General features: G+C 69.5%; 23 protein-coding genes. 11 read left to right on the forward strand and 12 right to left on the reverse strand.

From position 1 onward, the window contains the following. The first annotated feature begins 28 nt into the window (after nucleotides 1-28). Nucleotides 29-3,493 (forward strand): pyruvate carboxylase, encoded by a 3,465-nt coding sequence (locus tag B840_RS00555; RefSeq protein ID WP_042620505.1) that lies wholly within the window; start codon nucleotides 29-31, stop codon nucleotides 3,491-3,493. A 116-nt stretch (nucleotides 3,494-3,609) separates the two neighbouring features. Here the strand turns inward: B840_RS00555 and B840_RS00560 are convergent, their stop codons facing one another. After that, entirely contained in the window at nucleotides 3,610-4,665 is a 1,056-nt protein-coding gene (locus tag B840_RS00560; RefSeq protein ID WP_042620506.1) for an App1 family protein phosphatidate phosphatase, read from the reverse strand. Nucleotides 4,666-4,727: 62 nt separating this feature from the next. On the opposite strand from B840_RS00560, the gene B840_RS00565 reads away from it, so the two are divergent. Next, the gene (locus tag B840_RS00565; protein WP_042620507.1) at nucleotides 4,728-5,375 is read left to right on the forward strand and encodes a DUF1801 domain-containing protein; all 648 of its coding nucleotides are present in this window, start codon (nucleotides 4,728-4,730) and stop codon (nucleotides 5,373-5,375) included. A 421-nt stretch (nucleotides 5,376-5,796) separates the two neighbouring features. Next, nucleotides 5,797-6,330 carry a hypothetical protein gene (locus B840_RS00570; protein ID WP_042620508.1) on the forward strand — a complete coding sequence of 178 codons (534 nt, stop codon included), beginning with the start codon at nucleotides 5,797-5,799 and terminating at the stop codon, nucleotides 6,328-6,330. Nucleotides 6,331-6,332: 2 nt separating this feature from the next. Here the strand turns inward: B840_RS00570 and B840_RS00575 are convergent, their stop codons facing one another. The 3 genes from B840_RS00575 to B840_RS00585 form a co-directional block, all read right to left on the reverse strand. Continuing rightward, nucleotides 6,333-6,839: a GNAT family N-acetyltransferase gene (locus B840_RS00575; protein WP_042620509.1), complete on the reverse strand. Its 507-nt coding sequence runs from the start codon at nucleotides 6,837-6,839 to the stop codon at nucleotides 6,333-6,335. Nucleotides 6,840-6,922: 83 nt separating this feature from the next. Beyond that, nucleotides 6,923-7,675 carry an SDR family NAD(P)-dependent oxidoreductase gene (locus B840_RS00580; protein ID WP_042620510.1) on the reverse strand — a complete coding sequence of 251 codons (753 nt, stop codon included), beginning with the start codon at nucleotides 7,673-7,675 and terminating at the stop codon, nucleotides 6,923-6,925. Nucleotides 7,676-7,861: 186 nt separating this feature from the next. After that, nucleotides 7,862-8,416 (reverse strand): DNA-3-methyladenine glycosylase, encoded by a 555-nt coding sequence (locus B840_RS00585; RefSeq protein ID WP_042620511.1) that lies wholly within the window; start codon nucleotides 8,414-8,416, stop codon nucleotides 7,862-7,864. 32 nt (nucleotides 8,417-8,448) lie between these two features. Between B840_RS00585 and B840_RS00590 the strand changes: the two genes are divergently transcribed. The 6 genes from B840_RS00590 (at nucleotide 8,449) to B840_RS00615 (ending at nucleotide 12,094) form a co-directional block, all read left to right on the forward strand. Further along, nucleotides 8,449-9,030, forward strand: coding sequence for an HAD family hydrolase (locus tag B840_RS00590; protein WP_042620512.1), 582 nt, complete (start codon nucleotides 8,449-8,451; stop codon nucleotides 9,028-9,030). Further along, a complete protein-coding gene (locus B840_RS00595; RefSeq protein ID WP_042620513.1) occupies nucleotides 9,027-9,542 on the forward strand; it encodes a gamma carbonic anhydrase family protein in 516 nt (171 codons plus the stop codon). Before B840_RS00590 ends, B840_RS00595 begins: the two co-directional genes overlap by 4 nt. 53 nt (nucleotides 9,543-9,595) lie before the next feature. After that, a complete protein-coding gene (locus B840_RS00600) occupies nucleotides 9,596-10,279 on the forward strand; it encodes a hypothetical protein (RefSeq protein ID WP_042620514.1) in 684 nt (227 codons plus the stop codon). Between the two features lie 12 nt (nucleotides 10,280-10,291). Then, the gene (locus tag B840_RS00605; RefSeq protein ID WP_042620515.1) at nucleotides 10,292-10,789 is read left to right on the forward strand and encodes a flavodoxin family protein; all 498 of its coding nucleotides are present in this window, start codon (nucleotides 10,292-10,294) and stop codon (nucleotides 10,787-10,789) included. 71 nt (nucleotides 10,790-10,860) lie between these two features. Continuing rightward, entirely contained in the window at nucleotides 10,861-11,124 is a 264-nt protein-coding gene (locus B840_RS00610; RefSeq protein ID WP_042620516.1) for a hypothetical protein, read from the forward strand. A gap of 13 nt (nucleotides 11,125-11,137) precedes the next feature. Beyond that, nucleotides 11,138-12,094, forward strand: a complete 957-nt coding sequence (locus B840_RS00615; RefSeq protein WP_042620517.1) for an NAD(P)-binding domain-containing protein — start codon at nucleotides 11,138-11,140, stop codon at nucleotides 12,092-12,094. Here B840_RS00615 and panC read toward each other — a convergent pair. Genes panC through B840_RS00640 form a run of 5 tightly spaced genes read right to left on the reverse strand, consistent with a single transcriptional unit; the run spans nucleotide 12,057 to nucleotide 16,928 of the window. After that, nucleotides 12,057-12,908 carry a pantoate--beta-alanine ligase gene (panC, locus tag B840_RS00620; RefSeq protein WP_042620518.1) on the reverse strand — a complete coding sequence of 284 codons (852 nt, stop codon included), beginning with the start codon at nucleotides 12,906-12,908 and terminating at the stop codon, nucleotides 12,057-12,059. The two genes, B840_RS00615 and panC, sit on opposite strands and share 38 nt — an antisense overlap. Beyond that, nucleotides 12,905-13,714, reverse strand: coding sequence for a 3-methyl-2-oxobutanoate hydroxymethyltransferase (panB, locus tag B840_RS00625; RefSeq protein WP_042620519.1), 810 nt, complete (start codon nucleotides 13,712-13,714; stop codon nucleotides 12,905-12,907). Before panB ends, panC begins: the two co-directional genes overlap by 4 nt. A 3-nt stretch (nucleotides 13,715-13,717) precedes the next feature. Beyond that, a complete protein-coding gene (locus tag B840_RS00630; protein WP_042620520.1) occupies nucleotides 13,718-14,755 on the reverse strand; it encodes an ROK family transcriptional regulator in 1,038 nt (345 codons plus the stop codon). 60 nt (nucleotides 14,756-14,815) lie between these two features. Continuing rightward, entirely contained in the window at nucleotides 14,816-16,111 is a 1,296-nt protein-coding gene (locus B840_RS00635; RefSeq protein WP_042620521.1) for an MFS transporter, read from the reverse strand. A 46-nt stretch (nucleotides 16,112-16,157) separates the two neighbouring features. After that, nucleotides 16,158-16,928, reverse strand: coding sequence for an NAD-dependent deacylase (locus B840_RS00640; protein ID WP_042620522.1), 771 nt, complete (start codon nucleotides 16,926-16,928; stop codon nucleotides 16,158-16,160). A 73-nt stretch (nucleotides 16,929-17,001) separates the two neighbouring features. Between B840_RS00640 and B840_RS00645 the strand changes: the two genes are divergently transcribed. Further along, nucleotides 17,002-18,693, forward strand: a complete 1,692-nt coding sequence (locus tag B840_RS00645) for a DUF885 domain-containing protein (RefSeq protein ID WP_042620523.1) — start codon at nucleotides 17,002-17,004, stop codon at nucleotides 18,691-18,693. Here B840_RS00645 and B840_RS00650 read toward each other — a convergent pair. The 3 genes from B840_RS00650 to B840_RS00660 are packed head-to-tail and all read right to left on the reverse strand — an operon-like array spanning nucleotide 18,690 to nucleotide 21,494. Continuing rightward, nucleotides 18,690-19,391 (reverse strand): pirin family protein, encoded by a 702-nt coding sequence (locus tag B840_RS00650; protein WP_042620524.1) that lies wholly within the window; start codon nucleotides 19,389-19,391, stop codon nucleotides 18,690-18,692. The genes B840_RS00645 and B840_RS00650 overlap by 4 nt on opposite strands. A gap of 22 nt (nucleotides 19,392-19,413) precedes the next feature. Continuing rightward, a complete protein-coding gene (locus B840_RS00655; RefSeq protein WP_042620525.1) occupies nucleotides 19,414-20,445 on the reverse strand; it encodes an AbrB family transcriptional regulator in 1,032 nt (343 codons plus the stop codon). After that, the gene (locus tag B840_RS00660; RefSeq protein WP_042620526.1) at nucleotides 20,445-21,494 is read right to left on the reverse strand and encodes an AbrB family transcriptional regulator; all 1,050 of its coding nucleotides are present in this window, start codon (nucleotides 21,492-21,494) and stop codon (nucleotides 20,445-20,447) included. Before B840_RS00660 ends, B840_RS00655 begins: the two co-directional genes overlap by 1 nt. Nucleotides 21,495-21,562: 68 nt before the next feature. Between B840_RS00660 and B840_RS00665 the strand changes: the two genes are divergently transcribed. Next, nucleotides 21,563-22,330 carry a TSUP family transporter gene (locus B840_RS00665; RefSeq protein WP_042620527.1) on the forward strand — a complete coding sequence of 256 codons (768 nt, stop codon included), beginning with the start codon at nucleotides 21,563-21,565 and terminating at the stop codon, nucleotides 22,328-22,330. Nucleotide 22,331: the final 1 nt, after the last annotated feature.

Here is a 22,331-nt window from a genome sequence, read left to right on the forward strand (position 1 = left end):
TGACCGGGGGCGGAACGGAACAACCCTGATGTTCAAGAAAATTCTCGTGGCCAACCGTGGCGAGATCGCCATCCGCGCCTTCCGCTCGGCCTACGAACTCGGCATCAAGACCGTAGCGGTATTCCCCCACGAAGACCGGTACTCCATCCACCGTCAGAAAGCCGACGAGGCGTACCAGATCGGGGAGGAGGGACATCCGGTCCGTGCCTACCTCGACGTCGATGAGATCATCCGGGTCGCGAGGGAATCCGGGTGCGACGCCATCTACCCTGGTTACGGTTTCCTCTCCGAGAACCCGGATCTGGCGCGGGCCGCGGAAAATGCCGGAATCACCTTCGTCGGCCCCCGGGCTGAGATCCTGGAGTTGGCCGGTAACAAGGTCGAGGCCCTGCACGCCGCGAAGCGGGCGGGGATTCCCACCCTGCGCTCCACCGACCCCTCCGATGATGTCGATGCCCTGCTGGCACAGGCGGAGGACATCGGATTCCCGATCTTCGTCAAGGCGGTCGCCGGTGGCGGTGGCCGCGGCATGCGGCGGGTGGAAAATCGCGAAGCCCTGCCGGATGCCCTGGGAGCGGCGATGCGTGAGGCCGAGACCGCCTTCGGCGACGCCACCGTCTTCCTGGAGCAGGCGGTGTTGCGGCCCCGGCATATCGAGGTGCAGGTGCTGGCTGATCACACCGGTGAGACGGTGCATCTGTTCGAGCGCGACTGCTCGCTGCAGCGCCGTCACCAGAAGGTCGTCGAGATCGCCCCGGCCCCCAACCTGGACGAGAACATCCGCCGGGCCCTGCACCGGGACGCCGTGAAATTCGCCAGGGAGCTCGGTTACGTCAACGCGGGCACCGTGGAGTTTCTGGTCGATACCGTCGGCGAGCGGGCCGGGGAGCACGTCTTCATCGAGATGAACCCGCGCATCCAGGTTGAGCACACCGTCACCGAGGAAATCACCGACGTCGACCTCGTCCAGGCCCAGCTGTGCATCGCCGCCGGCCAGACCCTGGCCGACCTCGACATCGCCCAGGACCGCCTGCGGATCCGGGGGGCGGCGATGCAGTGCCGGATCACCACGGAGGATCCGGCCAACGATTTCCGTCCTGATGTCGGGCGGATCTCTGCCTACCGCTCCGTCGGCGGCGCCGGTGTCCGACTCGACGGCGGCACCATCTACGCCGGCGCCGAGATCTCCCCGCACTTCGACTCCATGCTGGTCAAGCTCATCTGCCGCGGTCGGGACTATCCGACGGCGGTGCGCCGCACCCGGCGTGCCCTGGCGGAATTCCGCATCCGCGGCGTGGCGACCAACCTCCAGTTCCTCCAGGCTGTCGTGGCCGACCCGGAGTTTCTGGCGGGTAACGTCACCACCGATTTCATCGAGTCCCGTCCCGAGCTGCTGGAAGGTCAGGCGTCAGCCGACCGCGGCTCCAAGGCACTGACCTGGCTGGCTGAAGTGACCGTCAACAAACCCTACGGTCCAGCGGTGGAGGGCATCGATCCCCGCACCAAGTTGCCCCACTACCCCGGGGACAAGCGGGATGAACCGTTACGCTCTCCGTTCGACGGCCCCTCCGAGCACACCCCGCCGTCCGGGTGGCGGCAGGTGCTGATCGAGGAAGGACCGGACGGTTTCGCCACCAGGCTGCGCCAACAGCAGGCGGTGGCGGTGACCTCAACGACTTTCCGCGATGCACACCAGTCGCTTCTGGCCACCCGCGTACGCACCCGCGATCTGCTCGCCGCAGCGCCGGCCTATGCCCACAACCTCCCTCAGCTGCTGTCCATCGAGGCCTGGGGCGGGGCGACCTACGACGTCGCCCTGCGCTTCCTCGGTGAGGATCCGTGGGAGCGGCTGCGCCTGCTGCGCGAGGCCATGCCCAACATCCCCATCCAGATGCTGCTGCGCGGACGCAACACCGTCGGCTACACCCCTTACCCGGTGGAGGTGACTGAGGCCTTCGTCCGGGAGGCCGCGGCCACCGGCGTGGATATCTTCCGCATCTTCGACGCCTTGAATGACGTCGAGCAGATGCGTCCGGCCATCAAGGCGGTGCGCGACACCGGCACGGCAGTCGCGGAGGTCGCCCTGTGCTACACCGGTAACCTCACCGATCCGGACGAGGACCTCTACACCCTCGACTACTACCTTGACCTGGCACAGGAATGCGTCGACGCCGGCGCCCACATCCTGGCGATCAAGGACATGGCCGGTCTGCTGCGCCCCGCTGCCGCGAAGAAGCTGGTCACCGCGCTGCGGGAGCGCTTCGACCTGCCGGTGCACCTGCACACCCACGACACCGCCGGCGGCCAGCTGGCCACCCTGATGGCCGCCGTCGACGCCGGTGTGGACGCCGTCGACGTCGCTGACGCCTCCATGGCCGGAACCACCTCCCAGGTATCCGCCTCCGCGCTCGTCGCCGCCCTCGAAGACTCCGAACGCGACACCGGCCTTGACCTGGATGCCGTCTCCGCAATGGAGCCGTACTGGGAGGTCATCCGCACCATGTACAGACCCTTCGAGTCCGGACTCAGCGCCCCGACCGGACGTGTCTACCGTCACGAGATCCCCGGCGGACAGCTGTCGAACCTGCGGCAGCAGGCCATCGCACTCGGATTGGGGGAGCGCTTCGAAGCCATCGAGGACATGTACACCGCCGCCAACACCATCCTCGGACGGTTGATCAAGGTCACCCCCTCCTCCAAGGTCGTCGGTGACCTCGCCCTGGCAATGGTGGGCATGGGCGTGGACCCGGCCGACCTGGCGGCTGACCCCGGGAATTTCGACATCCCCGACTCCGTGGTCAACTTCCTGGCAGGGGAGCTGGGCACACCCCCCGGTGGCTGGCCGGAGCCCTTCCGCTCCCAGGCGCTCAAGGGACGCAATGTCCCCCTCACGCCCGCCGACATCAGTCCCGAGGACTCCGCAGCGCTGACAGCGGATTCCGCCACCCGACGAGCCACCCTGAACCGTCTTCTCTTTCCCGGCCCCACCAGGGATTACCTGGCCAGCCGAGCGAAATACGGCGATCTGTCCCTCCTGCACACCCGCGACTTCCTCTACGGACTCACCCAGGAACGCGAACACGTCATCTCGCTGGGCAAAGGTGTGCGTCTGCTGGTCACCCTGGAAGCCATTTCCGAGCCCGACGAGAAGGGAATGCGCACAGTGATGGTCGCCCTCAACGGCCAGCTGCGTTTGCTCGATGTCCGTGACAAGTCAGTCACCTCCGACATCCCCGAAATGACAAAAGCTGATCCTGCTGATCCCGGCCATATCGCCGCCCCGTTCGCCGGCGCTGTCACCGTCACCGTAGCTGAAGGCGATACCGTGGCACCGGGCGCCCAGGTAGCCACCATTGAGGCCATGAAGATGGAAGCCTCCATCACCACCCCGACCGGAGGCACGGTCACCCACATCCCGCTGACCAGCGTCACTCAAGTCACCGGAGGAGATCTCCTGCTGGTGGTCGATCCTGCCGCCGGGGAAGACAACTGAGAGGTGGTCGGTTGGGCGATGCCGGGACCACGTGGCTCCGGGGGGGGGAACCGTGACCCCGGTGACCACCTCGGGGGCCACCCACGGGTCCTGACGCTCCCGGGACGGGACCGCTGTCAGTCCTTCGTGGCCGGGTGCTCCGCCCGTGGGAACGGTGCTGCCCGCCAGGCGTCGAGAAGCTCGTGGCCGTCCGCGCCGAAGATGGTCGGGACCTCGTGGCGCGGACTGGGCTCCGAGCCCTCGAGGGGGGCGGCGGTGCCGTGGGAGAGGACGTGCTCGCCGGGGGAGAGCTGGCGGATGGCCACGCCGGCGATGCGGTCGGGATGCTCGAACACCGCTTCGCCGTAGATGAGCGGGTCATGCTGGCCGTCGTCGCCGACGAGGATCCAGTTGATCTCCGGGTACTCGATGATGAGGTTGCGCAGCTGGACCTTCTTGTGTTCCGCTCCGGAGCGGAACATGCCGGTGGGGGTGGGGCCCCAGTCGGTGAGCAGGAGCGGGCCGGTGGGCAGGTTGTGCTGCTTCAGGAAGGTGACCAGGGTGTCGTAGGTGTTCCAGGCCCCGGTGGACAGGTAGAACACGGGGGCGTCGGGATGCTCGCGCAGCATCTCGCGGTAGAACTCGGCCATGCCGGGCACCGGCCGGCGCTTGTCGGTGTGGCGGACCCAGGAGTTCCAGGCGGCGATGAGCGCGCGGGGCAGCCAGGTAACCAGGACAGTGTCGTCGATGTCGGAGATCAGACCGACCCGGGTGGCGGGTTCGACGATGAGCACGGAGGACTGGACCGGTTCCGCGCCGTCCGCCTCGATGGTCACCTCGTGCCAGCCCGGCGCCAGGCCGTGGTCCTCCACAAGCACGTCGATGTAGCCGTTGGCGTTCGTCCGGGAGTGTGCGACCTTCTCACCGATGCGCACCGCGACGGGCAGGTCCTTCACCTGGATGGTCAGGAACTGCCGCCAACCGCGCTCCGCCTGCTCCCGGAGGTTCTCCGGCCCCTCTTCCCGGTCCGCCGGGTCCTGCATGAGCACCCGCCCGAGCACGTGGACGCGACGCTCTGATCCGTAACCGGCGAAGCCGGTGATGGTGGGGCGCCAGCCGGCCGCAGCTTTCCGACGCGTGCCGACCCGGTTGATGGTCCGTTCCACCCTGCGTGCGATATCTGCAAGTGCCATGGAAGCGACAGTACTGGCGCAATCCCCGCCCTGCAGGGGAACCTCCGCTTACACTCGCGCACATGAGCACAGAGTTTGACGCGATCCCCGGCGTCCCGGCCCCCGCCCGAAGGGCTCTCACCGAGGCCGGTTACCCGGACCTCGAGGCGTTGGACGGCGCCGACTTCACTGCGCTGTTGGGGCTGCACGGCGTCGGAAAGCGGGGCCTGGAGCGGATGCAGGCCGCGCTGCTCGAGCGGGGGCTCTCGCTCGCCGATGCGCCTGCCGCGGAGGACCGCACAGCGACCTTCACCCTCGGTCACACCGGGGAGAACGCCGCCGACCTCCGGACACAGGCTACCGGGCAGTCCCCGGCGGAGTACGTCGAACAGCTGGACACCCCGCGCCGGGTGGAGCACGGGCGGCTGTTGCTGGAGATCTTCGGCCGCGCGACCGGCGCAGAGCCGGTGATGTGGGGGCCGTCCATGATCGGCTACGGGCAGATGCACTACCGCTACGCCACCGGCCGGGAGGGAGACACCTTCCGGGTGGGATTCAGCCCGCGCAAGACAAAGCTCACCCTCTACGGCCTGCCGCACGAGGAGCGGTTCCTCGACCGGCTGGGCAAGCACACCACGAGCGTGGCCTGCCTCTACGTGAACAAGCCGGAGGACATCGACCTGGCGGTGCTGGAGGAGATGATCCGCGAGGCGTGGAACTCCGGGACCTAGGGGGAGGGTTTCTGCAGAGATTGCAGGCCCGGAGCTCATGCCGGCGAGGATGGTGTCCACAACATTCTTCCAACACCGTGGAAAGAATGGGTCGTCTCTTAAACGTTCCCCGGTTCGACCGGAACGTACGGATCCCGGGGGTTTTCCGGCAGGGCGAAGGGAGGATTCCGGATCGCAGTAAATCGGTCGGAAGATTACTCCGAACAACTCCCATTTTCCCCTCTGAACTGGGCTTAAAGCTACTATTCGGAACATTCTCGCGGCGGAGTAATTTAGGAGTTGTTTGAAACAACTGACGTATCACACGCACGGAAAGTGTGCCGTTCCTGTCCGTGCCCGTCCGCGTGGGCCTGCTCTTCCCGGCCACGCACCGGGCCACCCGTAGGCTGGCAGGAAAAACTGACGCCCCGGAGGAGACCCCATGACAACCGAAACCTTCCTGTCGCCCGAGAGCCTCGAGGTCCTCCGGGGACTCACGGGCGCGCAGTTGCGCGCATACGGCACCGACCTGGAGCTGGACGACGGCGTCGGCGCCTTCGGCGCCTGGCTGGACACCGACCGGGGGGCGGTCGAGCTGGAGTTCGTGGAGCAGGTCCTCGACTTCCCGGAGGGGGAGCGGGTCGAGTCCGTGCTGGAGGCCCGCCCCGGTGGGGCGGAGGGCGACTCTTATGAGCTCACCGGCACCATCACACAGATCACGCGGATCCAGGACCGGATCGCGGAGATCAACAAGCTCGCGGAGGCCGTCGCATGGGAGTGGTGGCGGGACTCGGGCCTGCGGCTGAGCCTCGACTCGGGGCAGGAACTGCTCATCCACTGCGCATCGCCGGTGGTCATCGAGGTGAAGATGCAGGCCGGCCCGGCGGGTACCCTCCGGCCCGGCGTCCCCGGGCGCGTCTACCAGGAGGGTGAGCGGCGCCGGTACGAGTACACGAACCGGGAGGTCGCCCTCTGAACTCAGGCCCGGAAGCCGAGGGGGAAGCGGACCTCGCCGGTGGGGACGGCGTCGTCGGCGAGGGGGAGAGCCATGAAGTACTGCGGGTCATACTCCGGGTAGACCAGGTCCGGCACGTTGGCCAGGCCGAAACGTCCGTAGTAGTTCGGATCGCCGAGAGCGACGGCGCCGCCGGCACCGAGTTCACGCAGCTCCGCCAGGGCGCGCTCCATGAGCAGGGACCCGACTCCCTCGCCCTGGTGCTCCGGGGCCACGCTGATGGGGCCCACGAAGTACCAGTTCGGCGTTCCGTCGCTGATCTCCACGGGGGCGGCCCCGACGTGGCCGGCCACGTCGGGGCCCTTCACCACGATGAAGGAGAGGGTGAGGGCGTCGGCGTCGCGGAGCGACTCCACAATCTGCGCCTCACGCTGCTTCGAGTAGGGCTTGCCGACGAATGCGCGGGAGGTCAGCTCGCGGATCGCGGGGATGTCGGCCTCGGCCTCGCGGCGAATTGTCAGGGAATACATGACTGCATACTACGTTGCACCACGCTTCCGCACAGGGGCAGGCGGTGGGCGGGTGCGGGCCCCACCCGCCCACGGGGTGGGGATCAGACCGAGAGGAAACCGCCGTCGGCCACGATCTGGGAGCCGCTGACGAAGGAGGCCTTGTCGGAGAGCAGGAAGGCCACGACCTCGGCGATCTCCTCGGGCTGGCCGAGTCGCCCGATCGGGTGGAGCGCCTCCAGGGGTGCCAGTGCCACATCCGTCCACTGTGCGATAAGCGGGGTCATGATGTAGCCCGGGTGCACGGAGTTGATGCGGATGCCCTGCTTGCCGTACTCCCGGGCTGCGGTCTTGGTCAGACCGGCCACCGCGTGCTTGGACGCGGTGTAGTGGGACAGGTTCTCCACGGCGATGAATCCGGCGATGGAGGAGGTGTTGACGATCGCGCCGCCGCCCGAGGCCAGGATCTCGGGGATCTGGTATTTCAGGCCGTAGAAGACGCCGTTGAGGTTGATGTCGATGACCTTCTGCCAGTCGGCGATCTCCAGGTCCGCGACGTGCTTCTCCGCGCCGACGACGCCGGCGTTGTTGAAGGCCAGGTGCAGTCCGCCGTAGGTCTCCTTGGCGAAGGCGACGGACGCCTCTGCGTCCTCGGGGTCGGCGACATTCGCCTTGAAGGGAGTGGCCGTGCCGCCGGCCTGGGTGATCTCCTCGGCGATCTGCTGCGCGGCCTCGAGGTTGATGTCGGTCAGGACGACCGAGGCGCCGCCGCCGGCCAGGATCTTGGCGGTCGCGGCGCCGATGCCGGAACCCGCTCCGGATACGAGCGCGACCTTGTCCTTGAACTCCGTTGACATAATTGTTTCCTGTTCTCGTGCGGGGACGGTGGGCGCGCCGTGCGGACCGGGCCGCGGACAGGCTTTTCCGCGTGTTGTGGGTCACATCCTGGCGCTCACCTCATCCTGCCCGCACGGTGGAGACCGGAGGTGTCCCGCATCGGCACATCTCCGGCGGGCCCCACCCGCCGTCAGCCCGCCGTCCGCTCAGCGCCGCCGTGCCGCCGGCCCCCGCCGCGCCGACACCGTCCGGTCGCCGGGGATCCAGAAGCGCAGCGGGGCGTCCATGTTCTTCGAGATCCCCACCCGAGGTCCGCGGACGTGCTCCGGCACGATGTCGGGCAGGTCCAGGGGCACCGGCGTGCCGTTGTCCGCCAGGGACAGACCCAGGGTCTTGCCCAGGTTGCCGGGGCCGGAGGCCAGCTTCTCGAAGGGTACGTCCCCGCGCCGCTCCCTGGCCAGGTCGACGCCGGCCACCACCTCGCCGGCCCGCATGAGGCAGCCGTGGCCGGTGCCCTCCGGCGCGCAGACGATGTTGCCGGCCAGGTGGATGCCGTAGGACAGGTACACGTAGAGCCGCCCGGGCGGCCCGAACATTGCGGCGTTGCGCGGCGTCCGCCCGCGGAAGGTGTGGGCGGCCTCGTCCTCCGTGCCGAGATAGGCCTCCACCTCGGTGAGACGGACGGAGACGCCGCCCATGGTCACCACTGCGCCCAGGAGCAGGGGGGCCACGTGATCTGCGGGGGCGTTGAAGTCGATCATGCCGCCCCATTGTATTTACGTAGAGTGGTCGTATGAGTGCTCTGTTGTTCGATCTCTACGGGGTGTTGCTGAAGGAGCGGACCGACGCCGGGCGGCGTCGCGTTGAGCTGGCGGTCGGGGGCGACGCAGGCATCTGGCCGGTGTACGAGGATCTGCGGCCCGCCTACGATTCCGGCGACGTCGGAGACGAACGTTTCTGGCGGCAGCTGCAGGTCCGCGCGGGCGTGGCGCCCTTCGACATCGTGGAGGCGGTGGAGGCGGACTGGGCCACGTTGATGGCGGAGGATCCGGAGATGGTCGCCCTCGTGCTCTCGCTCATCGATGCCGGAGTATGCTGCGGCATCCTCTCCAACGTCCCGGCCGGCCTGGCCGGACGCGCCCGCAAGCAGCACGGGTGGTTCCAGCGCTTCGACGCGGTGACGATGTCCTGCGACATCGGCCTGATCAAACCCGACCCCCGCGCCTTCGCCGTCGCCCTGGACGCCATGGGTGCCACGGCCAAGGAGACGGTGTTCTTCGACGCCGATCCGGTGAACGTGAAAGCGGCGGAGGAGTTCGGCCTGCGGGCTGTCCTGTTCACCGGTCCCGCATCAGTCAGAGAGGCACTGAAATGATCATCGAGTTCGAGGGCAAGAAGCCGAAGATCCATCCCACCGCCTGGGTCGCGCCCACGGCGGTCATCATCGGCGACGTGGAGATCGGCCCCGACGCGTCCGTCTTCTACGGCTGTGTCCTCCGCGGGGACGTCAACGCCATCCGTATCGGCGCCCGCACCAACATCCAGGACAACTCCGTGCTGCACGTCGACGGGGACGCGCCCTGCATCCTCGGCGAGGACGTCACCATCGGGCACATGGCGCTGGTCCACGGCACGACGGTGGGCGACGGCACGCTGGTGGGGATGAAGTCGACGCTGCTCTCCCGCAGCGTCATTGGCGCAGGTGCGCTCATCGCAGCCGGCGCCGTGGTGCTCGAGGGCATGGAGATCCCGGACCGCGCCCTGGCCGCCGGCGTTCCCGCCAAGATCCGGCGGGAACTCAGCGAGGAGCAGTCCGCCGGTTTCATCCCGCACGCCGGGCGCTACGTCGAGTTGTCGAAGCGCCACAACGCTGCGCTGGGGGAGTAGCCGGGGTTAGGCTGAAGGCACCAGGAGCGCATCCCGAAGAAGGCAGGATCGGCATGTCCGGTACCCCGCAGCCATCAGCTACCCGGCGGTTCGGTTTCATCGCCGCCGTCACCACCACCGTCCTGACCGTGGTCACCTTCGCCCTCGCGTTGACGGCCCTGCCCGACGACGAGCCCTACCCTTTCGCCAACGCGACCATCGTCGCCCAGTGGCCGGGGGACTATCTCTGGATGGTCCCGGCGATGCTGTTGATGCTGTCGTTCGTGGCGCTGGTCGCCGCTGTGCACGAGCACGCGCCGCCGCACCGCCGAATCTTCAGCCTGGCCGGGCTGTGCGCCGCGGTCATGGCCGCCACGGTGCAGCTGGCCAACTACTTCCTCCAGTTCAGCGTCATGCAGCTGAACCTGGAGAAGAACCAGCTCGACGGCTGGGCCCTGCTCACCCAGTACAACCCCAACGGCGTCTTCATCGCCCTGGAGGAGCTCGCCTACCTGCTGATGAGCCTCGCGCTGCTGGCCCTCGCGCCCGTGTTCGGGGGAGGCGGCAGGGTGGAGAAGGCGCTGCGCTGGTTGCTGACGCTGAGTTTCGCCGGCGTCCTGGCGGCGCTGGTGCTGGTGTCGGCTCTGCTCGGGATGGACCGGGGGGACACCTTCGAGATCGCTGTGATCACCACCGTCTGGCTGACGCTCATGGCCGCGGGCCCGCTCATGGCCGCCGTTTTTCGTCGAGAAGCATAAGGAGAAGAAACCATGAAGGCACTCATCGTCTACGAATCAGCCTGGGGCAACACGAAGTCCGTAGCCGAGGCAATCCACGCAGGGCTGTCGGCGCAGGTGGAGGCGGAGATCGTCGCCGTGGACACGGCGCCGCCGCTGGCGCAGGTGGAGGCGGACCTGCTCGTGGTGGGTGCGCCCACGCACGCCTTCGGCCTCAGCCGGGCGGGGACGAGGGAGGACGCCCGCCGGCGCGGCGGCGACCTGATCGAATCCGGGGTGCGCGAATGGCTGGCGGAGGGGCCGGCGGACCTGGCGGCCGCCACCTTCGACACCCATGTCCGCCACCCGGATCTGCCCGGCCACGCGGGCAAGGCGGCGGCCAAGAAACTGCGGAAGCTGGGCTGCCGCCTGGTGGCCGATCCGGAGAGCTTCTACGTCGACGGCTACGAGGGGCCGGTGCTCCCCGGCGAGCTGGAGCGTGCCCGGGAATGGGGGGCTGAGCTGGCGCGACGGCTGCAATCCGGTCTTTGATCCAGGTCAAGGACGGGTCTGCCGGGTGGTCCTAGGCTGAGGGGCATCCCCAGAGATAAGGAGCTCGTCCCATGATCAACCAGAACCTCTCCCAGGCCGCCAGGCTCGCCCCGATCGTCGAGCGCGTGCACGGCGCCCACCACCCCGAGATGACCCGCGTCCGGGAGATCACGCAGGAGCTCGCGGACTCCGATGCCGCGCGCGCCGAAGGGCTCTTCCGGGAGCTGCGGGCCGTGACCGGCGGATACGCCGTCCCCGGCGACGTGTGCGAGGCCTTCGAGGCGACCTACCGGGCCCTGGAGCGCGCGGACGCGGAGATCGCGCAGGCCGCCTGACTAGGGTGGAGGCATGCACGAAGTGATCATCGTCGGCGCCGGCCAGTCCGGCCTGGCCACCGCCTACTACCTCCGGCGCGTCGGCATCACGCCCCTGCTTCTCGACGCCCAGCCCACCCCCGGCGGCGCATGGCTGCATGTGTGGCCGTCGATGACGTTGTTCTCCACTTCCGAGTTCTCCAACCTGCCCGGCCGACCCATGCCGGCCTACGAGGGTTTCCCGCCGGCCAGCCACGTGGTCGACTACCTCGCCGACTACGAGAAGCGCTACGACCTGGAGGTTATCCGGCCCGTGACGGTGGAGGAGGTCACCCACGACGGCGAGGTCTTCCATCTGCGCGCCGGCGACCGCGAGTGGCGGGCCAGGCAGGTGGTGGCGGCGACGGGCACCTGGTCCGCGCCTTTCGTCCCCGTGTACCCGGGCACCTTCGCGGGCCGCCAGTGGCATTCGGCGAATTACCCCGGGCCGGAACCCTTCCGGGGGACGAAGGTGGCGGTGGTCGGGGCCGCGAACTCGGGCGCGCAGATCGCCGCCGAACTCACGGATGTCGCGGACGTCACCTGGTACACCCGGCATGAACCGCGCTGGATGCCCGACGACGTCGACGGCCGCGTCCTCTTCCGCCGTAACAGCCTCCGCGCCCTGGCGATCCTGCGCGGGGAGGAGGACCCGGGGGCGGATTCGGAGCTCGGCGACATCGTCGTGCTGCCGGCGGTGAAGAAGGCCCGCGACGAGGGTCGCCTCGTGGCCACCCCCCTGTTCGCCAGCCTCGACGACATCGACGCCGACCACCTCATCTGGTGCACCGGCTTCCGTCCGGCGATCCGGCCGTTCCGGAAGCTCCTGGACCGGGGGCTGCCGCTCCACCTGGTCGGTTACGGCGACTGGGTGGGCCCCGGTTCGGCGACGATCACCGGGGTCGGGCCCTACGCTAAGAAAGCGGCGGAAGCAGTCGCGCGTTATCGATGAGCCGGGTGCCGCCGACGTGGATCGCGGCCACGGCCAGGGCCCCCGCCCCGACCTCGTCGACGGGCAGCAGGGTGGCGGCGTCGACGATCTCGAGGTGGTCCAGCTCCACGCCCGGCGCCCCGCGCAGCTGCGCGCGCGCCGACTCCAGCTCCAGCGGCCGGCCTGCGGCGGCGCGTTCCCGCAGCGCCGCCAGGGTGTGCGGGAGCACCAGGGCCTGTTCACGGGCCTCCGGTGTCAGGTGCTGGTTGCGGGATGACTCTGCCAGCCCGTCCTTCCCGCGGATGATGGGCACCGGCCGGATGGCCAGGGGGAAATTGAGGTCGGCGACCATGCGCTGGATGATGGCCAGCTGCTGAGCGTCCTTTTCCCCGAAGTAGGCGCGGTCGGGCTGGATGAGCTGGAAGAGCTTGGCCACCACGGTGGTCACTCCGTCGAAGTGGCCGGGGCGGGCCGCGCCCTCCAGGCGTTCGCCCATCTCGCCGGCGCGGACCCACACCTGGGGCACGCCGCCGGGATACATCTCTTCCTCGGAGGGGGCGAAGACGACATCCACGCCGAGACGTTCCACGCGGTCCAGGTCGGCCCGCAGATCGCGCGGGTAGTCGCGGAAGTCCGCGCAGTCGCCGAGGTCGGTGAACTGCAACGGGTTGACGAAGATGCTCACCACGACGGAGGTGTTCTCCGCGGCGGCCTTCGAGATCAGTTGGCCGTGCCCGTCGTGGAGGGCGCCCATGGTGGGCACCAGCCCGACGGATCCCTCCAGGGAGGCGACGGCGGAGCGCAGCTGCGCGATCGAGCGTGCCAGGACCGTCATCTCTCGTCCCGGAAGGACTCGTCCTCGTTGGGGAAGTCGCCGGAGCGCACGTCGGTGAGGTAGGAACGGGCGGCGTCGAGAAGCACATCGCCGACCTCGGCGTAGCGGCGAGCGAAACGGGGGGTGCGGCCGCGGGTGAGGCCGAAGGCGTCGGTCCACACGAGAATCTGGCCGTCGGTGCTGTTCCCGGCGCCGATGCCGACCGTCGGGATCTCGAGCTCCCGGGTGATCTCCCCGGCGATGCCGGCGGGCACCATCTCCAGGACCACGGAGAAAGCCCCGGCCTCCTGCACGGCGAGCGCGTCCGAGCGGAGCTTGGCCGCGCCTTCGCCGCGGCCCTGGACGACGTAGCCGCCGAGGGCGTGCTCGGACTGCGGGGTGTAACCGATGTGGGCCATGACGGGGATGCCGGCGTCGACGAGCGTGCGGATCGTCGGGGCGATCTCCACGCCGCCCTCGATCTTCACGGCCGAGATGCCCGTCCGCTTCATGAAGCGCACGGCCGTCTCCAGCGCCTGGGCCGGAGAGGCCTCGTAGGAGCCGAAGGGGAGGTCCGAGACGACGAAGGCGCGCTCGGTGGCGCGGGCGACCGCGGTGGCCATCGTCATCATCTCCTCGACGGTGATCGACAGGGTCGAATCCTGGCCGAGCACCACGTTGGCGGCGGAGTCACCGACGAGGAGAAGGTCAATGCCCGCCTCGTCGAAGATGGCGGCGGTGGGGGCATCGTAGGCGGTCAGGCAGGAAATTTTCCGGCCCTCGGCCTTGGCCTGGGCGAAGTGTCGGGTACGCATCCGGGAAACCATGGATCATGAGTATAGGGCCAACGGTTCCCGCAGCGCCTGATCGAGTGCCACCGCACGGGCGATGGCGCGCACGACCTCGCGGTGGGTGGGAATCAGGCGCATCTGCACCTCGGGCAGCCGGGTGCGCACCTGCGACGCGAAGAGCTTGGGGGCGGCGGAGTCGTCGATGAAGGCGGAACCGGCGACGACGATGGTGCTCGGCTGATGGCGCTGCGCCACGTCGACGGTGAGGTCGGCGAGGCGGCGGGCGCGGTCGTCGAGAAGCCCGCGGGCGGCGGGGTCGGCGGCCGCGGCCCGCACGTTGGGCCAGCGTTCCCGCAGGACCGCGGCGGTGGTCAGGTCGCGGGCGCGGCCGGGCAGGTCGATCTGGGCCACGCCCTGCTCGTCGGCCACCGCCGCGCCGATGGAGTCGTCGGCGAACAGCGCCATGGTGCCGGTGGGCAGGTCGGCGGACTGGATCTCGGAGCCGAGAATGGCGGGCACCGCAGCAGAAACGACGACGGGCACGGAGAACTGGTAGCGCAGCCGGCCGGCGAAGTCGACGCCGTGCCAGCCGAGGTTCGGCGCGTCCACGATGCCGTCCTCGGACACCCGGCCCGAGGTGGTCACGCCGACGGAGGCCAGGGGGCGCTCCAGGCCGGCGGTGAGCCGGTTGAGACCGGCCATGACGTGCTCGATGAAGTCGGATTCGGTGAGCTCGGCCACCGGCGTGGGGACGTCGGCGTCGCGGATGGTGCGGCCGCGGGTGTCGAAGAGCCCGATGTAGGTCGTGGACGTACCCACGGCGACGCCGGCGTGCAGCGCCGGGTGGTTGCTCAGCTCGATGGGGATCGTGGGGCGTCCGCGGCCCTGCGAGCGGGTCAGGTCGGTGCGTTCGTGCACCAGTCCGGCGCCGATCAGGGAGCTGACGGCCCGGGTGATCGTGGGCTGGGACAGGCCGGTCGCCTCGACGAGTTCGCCGCGGGTGACTATCTGGTTCAGCCGCACCAGGTGGAGAGACTTCGCCGCTGGCGTGCGGGGACGGGAGAAGACGGTGGCCATGCGGGCATACTAATCTATTCAGACAACGCTGTCTAATTTTTACTTATCTAAATAGACAGGTCAGTTTGTCGGGTCCTCTTCGTCGACGTGCCGCGGGGCGGGCCGGACGTAGCGGGTGAAGCCCGGGACCAGCACGGCGCACACGAGCGTGCCCACGATCACCAGGACGCCGCCCAGCAGCGTCGCCAACCCCACCCCGAAAGGCGCGGCCGCCCACCCGTGCAGCACGTCCGCCAGACGCGGACCGCCCACCACCACCACGATGTAGACGCCCTGGATGCGCCCCTGCACGTGCTCGGCCGCCGACTGCTGCAGGATCGCGGTCCGCAGGGAGGCGGAGAACATGTCCGCCGCCCCGCCGACCACGAGCATGAGGATGACCAGCCACGCCCACACCGTCACCGCGCCGGGGCTGACCATGACGGCGGCGCCCGCCACGATCACCGCCGCGCCCCACACGAGGATGCACACGATCACCGCCAGGCCCTGCCTCACCACCCGGGAGATCCAGCCCGAGACCAACCCGCCGACCACCGCGCCGACGGCCATGGAGGAGTAGAGCAGGGCGAGCATCATGCCGCCTTCGCCGTGCTCGCCGAAGTTCACCGCCGCGATCTCCGGGTACAGGGCCCGCGGCATGCCGAAGGTCATGGCGATGAGGTCCAGCAGCATCGCCACCATGAGGACCGGCTGAGTGCGCAGATACGCCAGGCCGTCAACGACGGAGCGGAAGCCGGCGCGCGCGGCCTTCCCCGCCGGCGGCAGGGCGGGTAGCGCGAGCACCGCACCCAAGGTGGGGATGAGCAGCGCCGCATCGAGCGCGTACAGCCACGAGTAGCCGATGAAGGGGATCAGCGCCCCCGCGACCAGCGGGCCGACGATGGCGCCGGCCTGCATGAGCATCATGTTCAGACTGGCTCCCGCCGGAAGTTGCTCCAGGGGCAGGATCGACCGGAACACCGCCGTGCGCGTCGGCTGGTTCACGGCGAAGAAGGCCTGCTGCAGCGAGAACGTCAGCAGCAGCCACCACACGTTGGTGTTGCCGGCGGCCGTGAGCCCCCAGAAAGCCAGCGCCGTGAGGATCATGCCCAGCGTGGAGGCGACGAGCACCTTCCGCTTGTCGAAGCCGTCCGCGATGGAACCGCCGTACAGCCCGAAAACCACCAGCGGCACCAGCCCGAAGAGCCCCGAGAGACCGACGTAGGCCGAGGAGCCGGTGATGGCGTAGATCTGCGCGGGGACCGCCACCACCGTGAGTTGCGCGCCGATGGTGGTGGCGATGTTCGCCGTCCACAGCCGCCGGTAGGCGGGCACCTGCAGCGGTCGGGTGTCGGCGAAGAAGTCACGGATGCTCACGGAGGGGAATGGTAGTCCCTGCCGCGGGGAGCCCCGCCCCGGAGCCTCAGAGGGTGAGACCGAGCACCAGCTCGGGCAGACCCTGCGCGGCGGTGCTGCGCCACGAGACATCGGCGGCGCGGCTCAGCTCCGTCTCCTCCGGGGAGATCTCCAGCACCCTCGCCCCGAACTGTTTCGCCAGGGCGGGCAGGCCCGCCGCCGGCTGGACCACACCGGAGGTGCCGACGACGACCACCAGGTCGGCCGCCAGCATCCGCGCCTCCGCCCGGTCCCATTCGTCCTGGGGGAGCGGCTCCCCGAACCATACGACGCCGGGGCGGATGAGGTTGCCGCACAGCGGGCAGGCGGGCGGGGCCTGCCGCGCCACCGGTTCCGCCGGGTAGTCCACCCCGCCGCGCCAGGGGCGGGAGCAGATGGTGCACCGGTAGTCGAAGAGCGAGCCGTGGAGGTGCACGACGTCGCGGGCGCCGCCCCGTTCGTGCAGGTCGTCGATGTTCTGCGTGGTCACCCCGAGGTGCGCCCCGTCGCGGGCGGCCCACCCGGCCCACTCCGCGATGGCCCGGTGCCCGGCGTTGGGTTCGGCGCCCCGGCACACGCTCGCGCGCCACAGGTACCAGGCCCACATGGGTTCGGGGTCGCGGGCCCAGGAATCGAGGGAGGCGAAGGCGACCGGGTCCACCTTCGTCCACAGGCCGGTGCGGGCGTCGCGGAAGGTGTCGAGCCCGGATTCGGCGGACATCCCCGCCCCGGTGAAGATCTCCACGCGCCCGGCGCCACGGGCGAGAGAGAGCGCATCTGCGAACTGGTCGGAGCTCATACCTGCCACGCTACCTGCGCTCTGCCCGGTGAAAATGGGACTAGTGGCGGCACCCCCGCTACACTGACGAGCCATGAGTTCCGATACCGCCGTGAATTCGACTTCCCGCCACCCTGGAAACGTCGGGCGATCGCCGTCGCTGCTCGACGCTTCCTGCGAGGGATTCGTCCACGACCTGGCGGCCTTGTCCCCCACCGACGCCACCGCCTGGGGAATCCCGGGCTTCGACGGCGAGCTGCAGGATTTCTCCCCCGAGTACTGGGGGGCGCTCGCCGACCGCACCCGCGAGATGATCGCGGACGTCGACGCCTTCGACGACGGCACCGATGATTCCGACGACGAGGACGACTTCGACGAGGTCGACCACGTCACCGCCGCCGTCCTGCGCGACCGCCTCTGCCTGGCCCTCGATCTCCACCACCACGGCGAGGACCTGGCCCAGCTCAACAACATCGCCTCCCCGGTACAGACGATCCGGGACACCCTCCTGATCATGCCCACGGACACGCCGGAGCAGATCGACGCCATCCGCTCCCGCCTGTCCAAGGTGCCGGCCGCGCTGGCGGGCTACCGGGAATCCCTCGCCGAGGCTGCCGGCCACGGCCACGTCGCCCCGGCCCGCCAGATCGACGAGGTCTACTCGCAGTGCCAGGACCTGGTGGAGTCGCCCTCCCTGCTGGAGAACCTCGGCGTGGTCAAGGACGCCCCCGAGATCGGGGCGGCCAAGGCAGCCTTCGCCGACATGGCGGACTGGCTCTCCGAGCAGCTGGCCAACCACGCCCCCCGGGAGGATGGCGTGGGCCGGGAGCGCTACCAGCGTTTCTCGCACCTGTTCGTCGGTGACTCCGTCGACCTGGACGAGGCTTATTGCTGGGGTCTGGAGCGGCTCCGCGAGATCGACGCCCAGCAGCAGGCCATCGCCCGCGAGCTCTACGGCACCGGGGACGTGCGGCAGGCGTACCGGAAACTCAACGAGGAGCCCCGCTACACCCTGCACGGCCAGGAAGAGCTCCTGTCGTGGATGCAGAAGACCGCCGACGACGCCGTCGCCGGCCTCCACGGCAGCGCCTTCGACATCCCCGAGCAGGTCCGCACGATCGAGGCGAAGATCGACCCGGCCGGCACCGGCGGCATCTTCTACACCCCGCCGAGCGACGACTTCTCCCGCCCGGGCCGCATGTGGTGGTCCGTCCCCGCGGGCCAGGCGAAGTTCCACACGTGGCAGGAGTTGTCGACCGTCTTCCACGAGGGCGTCCCGGGCCACCACCTGCAGATCGGCCAGACCCTCGTCGAGCGCGGCAACCTCAACCTGTGGCGCCGCGTCGCGTGCTGGAACTCCGGCCACGGCGAAGGCTGGGCGCTCTACGCCGAGCAGCTCATGGAGGAGCTCGGCTACCACGAAGATCCCGGCACCCGGATGGGGCTTCTCGACGCCCAGCGGCTCCGCGCCGCCCGCGTCGTCCTGGACATCGGCGTCCACCTGGGCAAGAAGGTCCCGGAAGGCACCATGGTGTGGGACGCCACCTACGCCAAGGCCTTCCTGCGGGAGAACACCGCCATGGACGAGGCGAACCTGCGTTTCGAGCTCAACCGCTATCTCGGCTGGCCGGGGCAGGCTCCGTCCTACGCGCTGGGGCAGCGCCTGTGGCAGCAGACGCGCGACGACGCCGTCGCGCAGGGCATGTCCGTGGCCGATTTCCACCGGGAGGCACTCTCACTGGGTTCCATCCCGATGTCCATCCTGCGGGAGCAGATCCTCGACTAGAGTTCCCGGTCCATCACCCACACCAGGATCTCGCCCTCGCCGTCGACGGTGAGCTCTCCCGCGTCGGTGGCGCGCAGGGTATCGCCCTCCGCGAGGCGTTCACCCGCCGCCGCGATGTGTCCGCGGATCACGTAGAGGTGCACGAAGGCGCCCGTCGGGACGACCACCTCCGGGGCGGGCCGTGCCGCGTAGAGTGCGGCGCCCGCGGTGCCCAGCGGGAGCGGCGAACCCGGCCCCGCGATCTGCACCAGGCCGCCCCCGGCGAGCGCCCCGTGGTAGTCGTGGGAGGCGTGGAACGGGGCGGTGTCCCGGTTGTCCGCCGGCAGCCAGGACTGCACGACGCGGACGCTGCTGCGGCTGGTGTAGCCCGCGGCGTTGACCTCCGAGTGCCGCACCCCGGCACCCGCGCTGATGTGCTGGGCGCACCCCGCCCCGAGTTCGGTGGACCCGGTGGAGCCGCTGTCGCGGTGGCGCAGGCTCCCGTCGACCACCCAGGTGAGGATCTCCACGTTGTCGTGCTGGTGCATGTCGAAGCCCTCGCCGGGTGCGACGACGTCGTCGTTGTGCACCATGAGCAGGCCGAAGGCGTTGGCCTCGAGGTCGAAGTTCCCGGTCGCGGGGAAGGACTGCCGGGACAGGATGTCCGGGCCGCGCCAGATGTCGCGCCCGGCGGAACGGATCACACGGATAGAGGACATGGCGCCTACGCTACCGTCCCCGCTACCGTCCCCGGGTGAGCAGACGGATCACCTGCGGGAGCCACCCGGCGATCGCCAGCACCGCCATCAGCCGGATCATCTGGACCGCCACCACCGCCGGTCCGGCGCCGCCCTCGCTCGACAGGGCGAGCACCGTCTCCAGGGCGCCGGGGCTGGTGGCCAGGTACGCCTCGAAGTAGGTGATGCCGAGCCACCCGGCCAGCGGCACCGCCGTGAGTGCGCATGCCCCGATGACCACCAGGATGAACGCCACCGTGGCGGGCAGCTGGCGGGCGAAGGCACGGAGGGCGGGGAAGGAGAGCGCGCCGCCGCACATCCAGCCGATGGTCAGGAACGCCAGGATGCGGAAGAGCTCCGGCGGCAGGAGGGTCAGGCCGTCGGGGAGCAGGAGTGAGACGACGACCGTGAGGATCAGCGGGCCCAGGACGCTGGGCACCGGCAACCGGACGAGCCGGCCGAGCGCCTCGCCGGCAAAAGCGACGAGCACCACCGCGAGGACCATGAACCAGATGACGGGCGGGTCGTCGGCGGGGGCGCCCCCGCCGGGCGTCGGAAAGAAAGCGGTGACCAACGGCAGGGAGACAGAGACCGCGAGCAGGCGGAGGTACTGGCCCAGGGCGACGAAGCGGAAGTCGGCGCCGAGCTCCTTCGCCAGCACGGGCATGATGGACGCGCCTCCCGCCAGCATCGAGAGGATGCCGGTCTCGGGGCTGACGGCCTTCTCCTTCGCGGCCAGCAGCAGGCCGCCGCCGACTCCGATCGCCAGCGTCACCACCGCCACGAACAGGCCCGGCAGCAGGTACCCGCCCAGCACCCCGAGCGGAACCCCGACCAGGGGGAGACCGGCGAGCATCCCGATGATGCCGCGGCCGAAGCGGAAGACCCCGGGGTTGAGCGGCAGCTCCCGGCCGGTGGACAGCGCCATGGCGCCGGAGGCGAGGATCGCCGCCAGGATCCACGCCGCCGGGACGTGCCAGTAACTGAAGAGCAGCCCCAGGCCGACGGAAACCGGAGCGACGATGAGCCAGCGCATCAACGGCCCTTGCTCAGGAGACGGAGGATCTGGGGCAGGTAACCGGCGATGAGCAGGACACCCAGCAGGCGGATGAGCTGGATCGTCACCACCGACGGGCCCGCGCCCCCCTCCGCGGACAACGCCAGAGCCGTCTCGATCGCGCCGGGACTGGTGGCCAGGTAGGCCTCGAAGTAGGTGATGCCCACCCAGTGCATGATCGGGATCGCCAGCAGCGCGCACGCGACGCTGAGCAGGATGATGAACAGGATCGTCGCCGGGAGCTGACGGGCGAAGAACTTCAGGGCCCGCATCGACAGCCCACCACCGCACATCCAGCCGATGGCAAGAAAAGCGTAGATGCGGAAGAACTCCGGTGGCTGCAGACTCCACTCCGCCGGCAGCAGGAGGCCGCCGAGGAGGGTGAGCAGCAGCGGACCGAACACGCCGGGGGACGGCAGCCGCAGGAACTTGGCCACGTGGAAGCCGAAGAAAGCGAGCAGGGCGATCACCGGGAACATCCACGGGTTGACCTCCGGGCCGGCGGGGTCGGCGCCGGTTCCGGCGGGCGTCGCAAAGAATACGGTGACCAGCGGCAACGTCATCGAGACCGCGAGCAGGCGCAGGTACTGGCTGAGCGCCACATAGCGGAAGTCGGCGCCGAGGTCGCGGGCCAGGGCGGGCATGACCGAGGAACCACCGGCGAGCATGGACAGAATTCCGGTCTCGCGGCTGATGGCGCGTTCCGCGCGCGAGAGCAGCAGTCCGCCGCCGACGCCGAACGCCCCGATGAACAGGGCCACGACGATGCCCGGCAGCGCGTAGTCCCCGAGTTCCACCAGCGAGACCCCGACCAGCGGAATACCGGCCAGGATACCGATGGTGCCCCGGCCGCCGCGTTCCACGATCCGGTTGAGCGGGAGTTCCTCGCCCGTGGACAGTGCCATGGCGCCGGCGGCGAGGATGCCGGCGAGGATCCAGCCGGCGGGGACGTTCAGCCAGTCAAAAAGTGCACCGAGGAGAAGGGAGGCGGGAAGGACGACCGCCCATCGCGCCGCCACTGATCTCATGATGCAGCACGATACTCGCCCGGCGGGTCCGTACTACGTTTCCCCCGTCAGGGGTGGATAATTGTCGTGTGGAACCTGAACTGTGGGCGGTGCTCATCGCCGGCGCCGCCGCAGCCGGCTGGGTCGACGCCGTCATCGGCGGCGGTGGGCTGGTCCTCATCCCGCTGCTGCTGGCGGTCGTGCCCGGGCTCGCCCCGGCGACCGCACTGGGCACCAACAAGCTGGTGGGCCTCTCCGGCACGGCTTCGGCGGCGTGGACGTTGGTCCGCCGGGTCCGGCCCCGCATCACGCCCTGGCACGTGGTGCTCGCGCTGGCCTGTTCCGGCGCCGGCGCCCTGTCGGCCTCTCTCATCGACGCCGCCGTCATGCGCCCCGTCATCATCGTCCTCCTGCTGGCGGTGGGCACCTTCGTGGCGCTGCGGCCCTCCTTCGGCACCGCTCCGGCCGCCGGTGGAGGGGAGGTCGGCCGGTGGCGGCGCTGGCTCGTGCTGCTCGCGGTCGGGGTGATCGCCTTCTACGACGGCATCTTCGGCCCCGGCACCGGCATGTTCCTCATCATGGCGTTCACCGCGCTCCTGTCGCAGGATTTCCTCAGGTCGGCCGCCATGGCGAAGGTGGTGAACGCCTCCACCAACCTCGGCGCGCTGCTGGTGTTCGCGTGGGGAGGGCACGTGTGGTGGCAGCTGGGGCTCGTCCTCGCCGTGGCGAACATCCTCGGCGCCCAGCTCGGTGCCCGGACCGTCCTGGGCGGCGGGGCGAAGCTGGTGCGGTTCGCACTGTTATCGGTGGTGATTGTCATGAGTTCTCTGCTCACCTGGCAGGAAATTTCCAGTTGAG

Origin of the sequence: Corynebacterium marinum DSM 44953, assembly GCF_000835165.1 — a bacterium.
In the GTDB taxonomy this organism is placed as follows: Bacteria; Actinomycetota; Actinomycetes; order Mycobacteriales; family Mycobacteriaceae; genus Corynebacterium; species Corynebacterium marinum.

Excerpts from the sequence above, each read along its gene's own strand:
- B840_RS00585 (WP_042620511.1), bottom strand. The coding sequence starts at position 8,416 with ATGATCGACTTCAACGCCCCCGCAGATCACGTGGCCCCCCTGCTCCTG.
- B840_RS00610 (WP_042620516.1), top strand. The coding sequence starts at position 10,861 with ATGATCAACCAGAACCTCTCCCAGGCCGCCAGGCTCGCCCCGATCGTC.
- B840_RS00615 (WP_042620517.1), top strand. The coding sequence starts at position 11,138 with ATGCACGAAGTGATCATCGTCGGCGCCGGCCAGTCCGGCCTGGCCACC.
- panC (WP_042620518.1), bottom strand. The coding sequence starts at position 12,908 with ATGACGGTCCTGGCACGCTCGATCGCGCAGCTGCGCTCCGCCGTCGCC.
- B840_RS00590 (WP_042620512.1), top strand. The coding sequence starts at position 8,449 with ATGAGTGCTCTGTTGTTCGATCTCTACGGGGTGTTGCTGAAGGAGCGG.
- B840_RS00645 (WP_042620523.1), top strand. The coding sequence starts at position 17,002 with ATGAGTTCCGATACCGCCGTGAATTCGACTTCCCGCCACCCTGGAAAC.
- B840_RS00600 (WP_042620514.1), top strand. The coding sequence starts at position 9,596 with ATGTCCGGTACCCCGCAGCCATCAGCTACCCGGCGGTTCGGTTTCATC.
- B840_RS00660 (WP_042620526.1), bottom strand. The coding sequence starts at position 21,494 with ATGAGATCAGTGGCGGCGCGATGGGCGGTCGTCCTTCCCGCCTCCCTT.
- B840_RS00655 (WP_042620525.1), bottom strand. The coding sequence starts at position 20,445 with ATGCGCTGGCTCATCGTCGCTCCGGTTTCCGTCGGCCTGGGGCTGCTC.
- B840_RS00595 (WP_042620513.1), top strand. The coding sequence starts at position 9,027 with ATGATCATCGAGTTCGAGGGCAAGAAGCCGAAGATCCATCCCACCGCC.
- B840_RS00580 (WP_042620510.1), bottom strand. The coding sequence starts at position 7,675 with ATGTCAACGGAGTTCAAGGACAAGGTCGCGCTCGTATCCGGAGCGGGT.
- panB (WP_042620519.1), bottom strand. The coding sequence starts at position 13,714 with ATGGTTTCCCGGATGCGTACCCGACACTTCGCCCAGGCCAAGGCCGAG.
- B840_RS00575 (WP_042620509.1), bottom strand. The coding sequence starts at position 6,839 with ATGTATTCCCTGACAATTCGCCGCGAGGCCGAGGCCGACATCCCCGCG.
- B840_RS00555 (WP_042620505.1), top strand. The coding sequence starts at position 29 with ATGTTCAAGAAAATTCTCGTGGCCAACCGTGGCGAGATCGCCATCCGC.
- B840_RS00565 (WP_042620507.1), top strand. The coding sequence starts at position 4,728 with ATGAGCACAGAGTTTGACGCGATCCCCGGCGTCCCGGCCCCCGCCCGA.
- B840_RS00650 (WP_042620524.1), bottom strand. The coding sequence starts at position 19,391 with ATGTCCTCTATCCGTGTGATCCGTTCCGCCGGGCGCGACATCTGGCGC.
- B840_RS00605 (WP_042620515.1), top strand. The coding sequence starts at position 10,292 with ATGAAGGCACTCATCGTCTACGAATCAGCCTGGGGCAACACGAAGTCC.
- B840_RS00570 (WP_042620508.1), top strand. The coding sequence starts at position 5,797 with ATGACAACCGAAACCTTCCTGTCGCCCGAGAGCCTCGAGGTCCTCCGG.
- B840_RS00560 (WP_042620506.1), bottom strand. The coding sequence starts at position 4,665 with ATGGCACTTGCAGATATCGCACGCAGGGTGGAACGGACCATCAACCGG.
- B840_RS00640 (WP_042620522.1), bottom strand. The coding sequence starts at position 16,928 with ATGAGCTCCGACCAGTTCGCAGATGCGCTCTCTCTCGCCCGTGGCGCC.
- B840_RS00630 (WP_042620520.1), bottom strand. The coding sequence starts at position 14,755 with ATGGCCACCGTCTTCTCCCGTCCCCGCACGCCAGCGGCGAAGTCTCTC.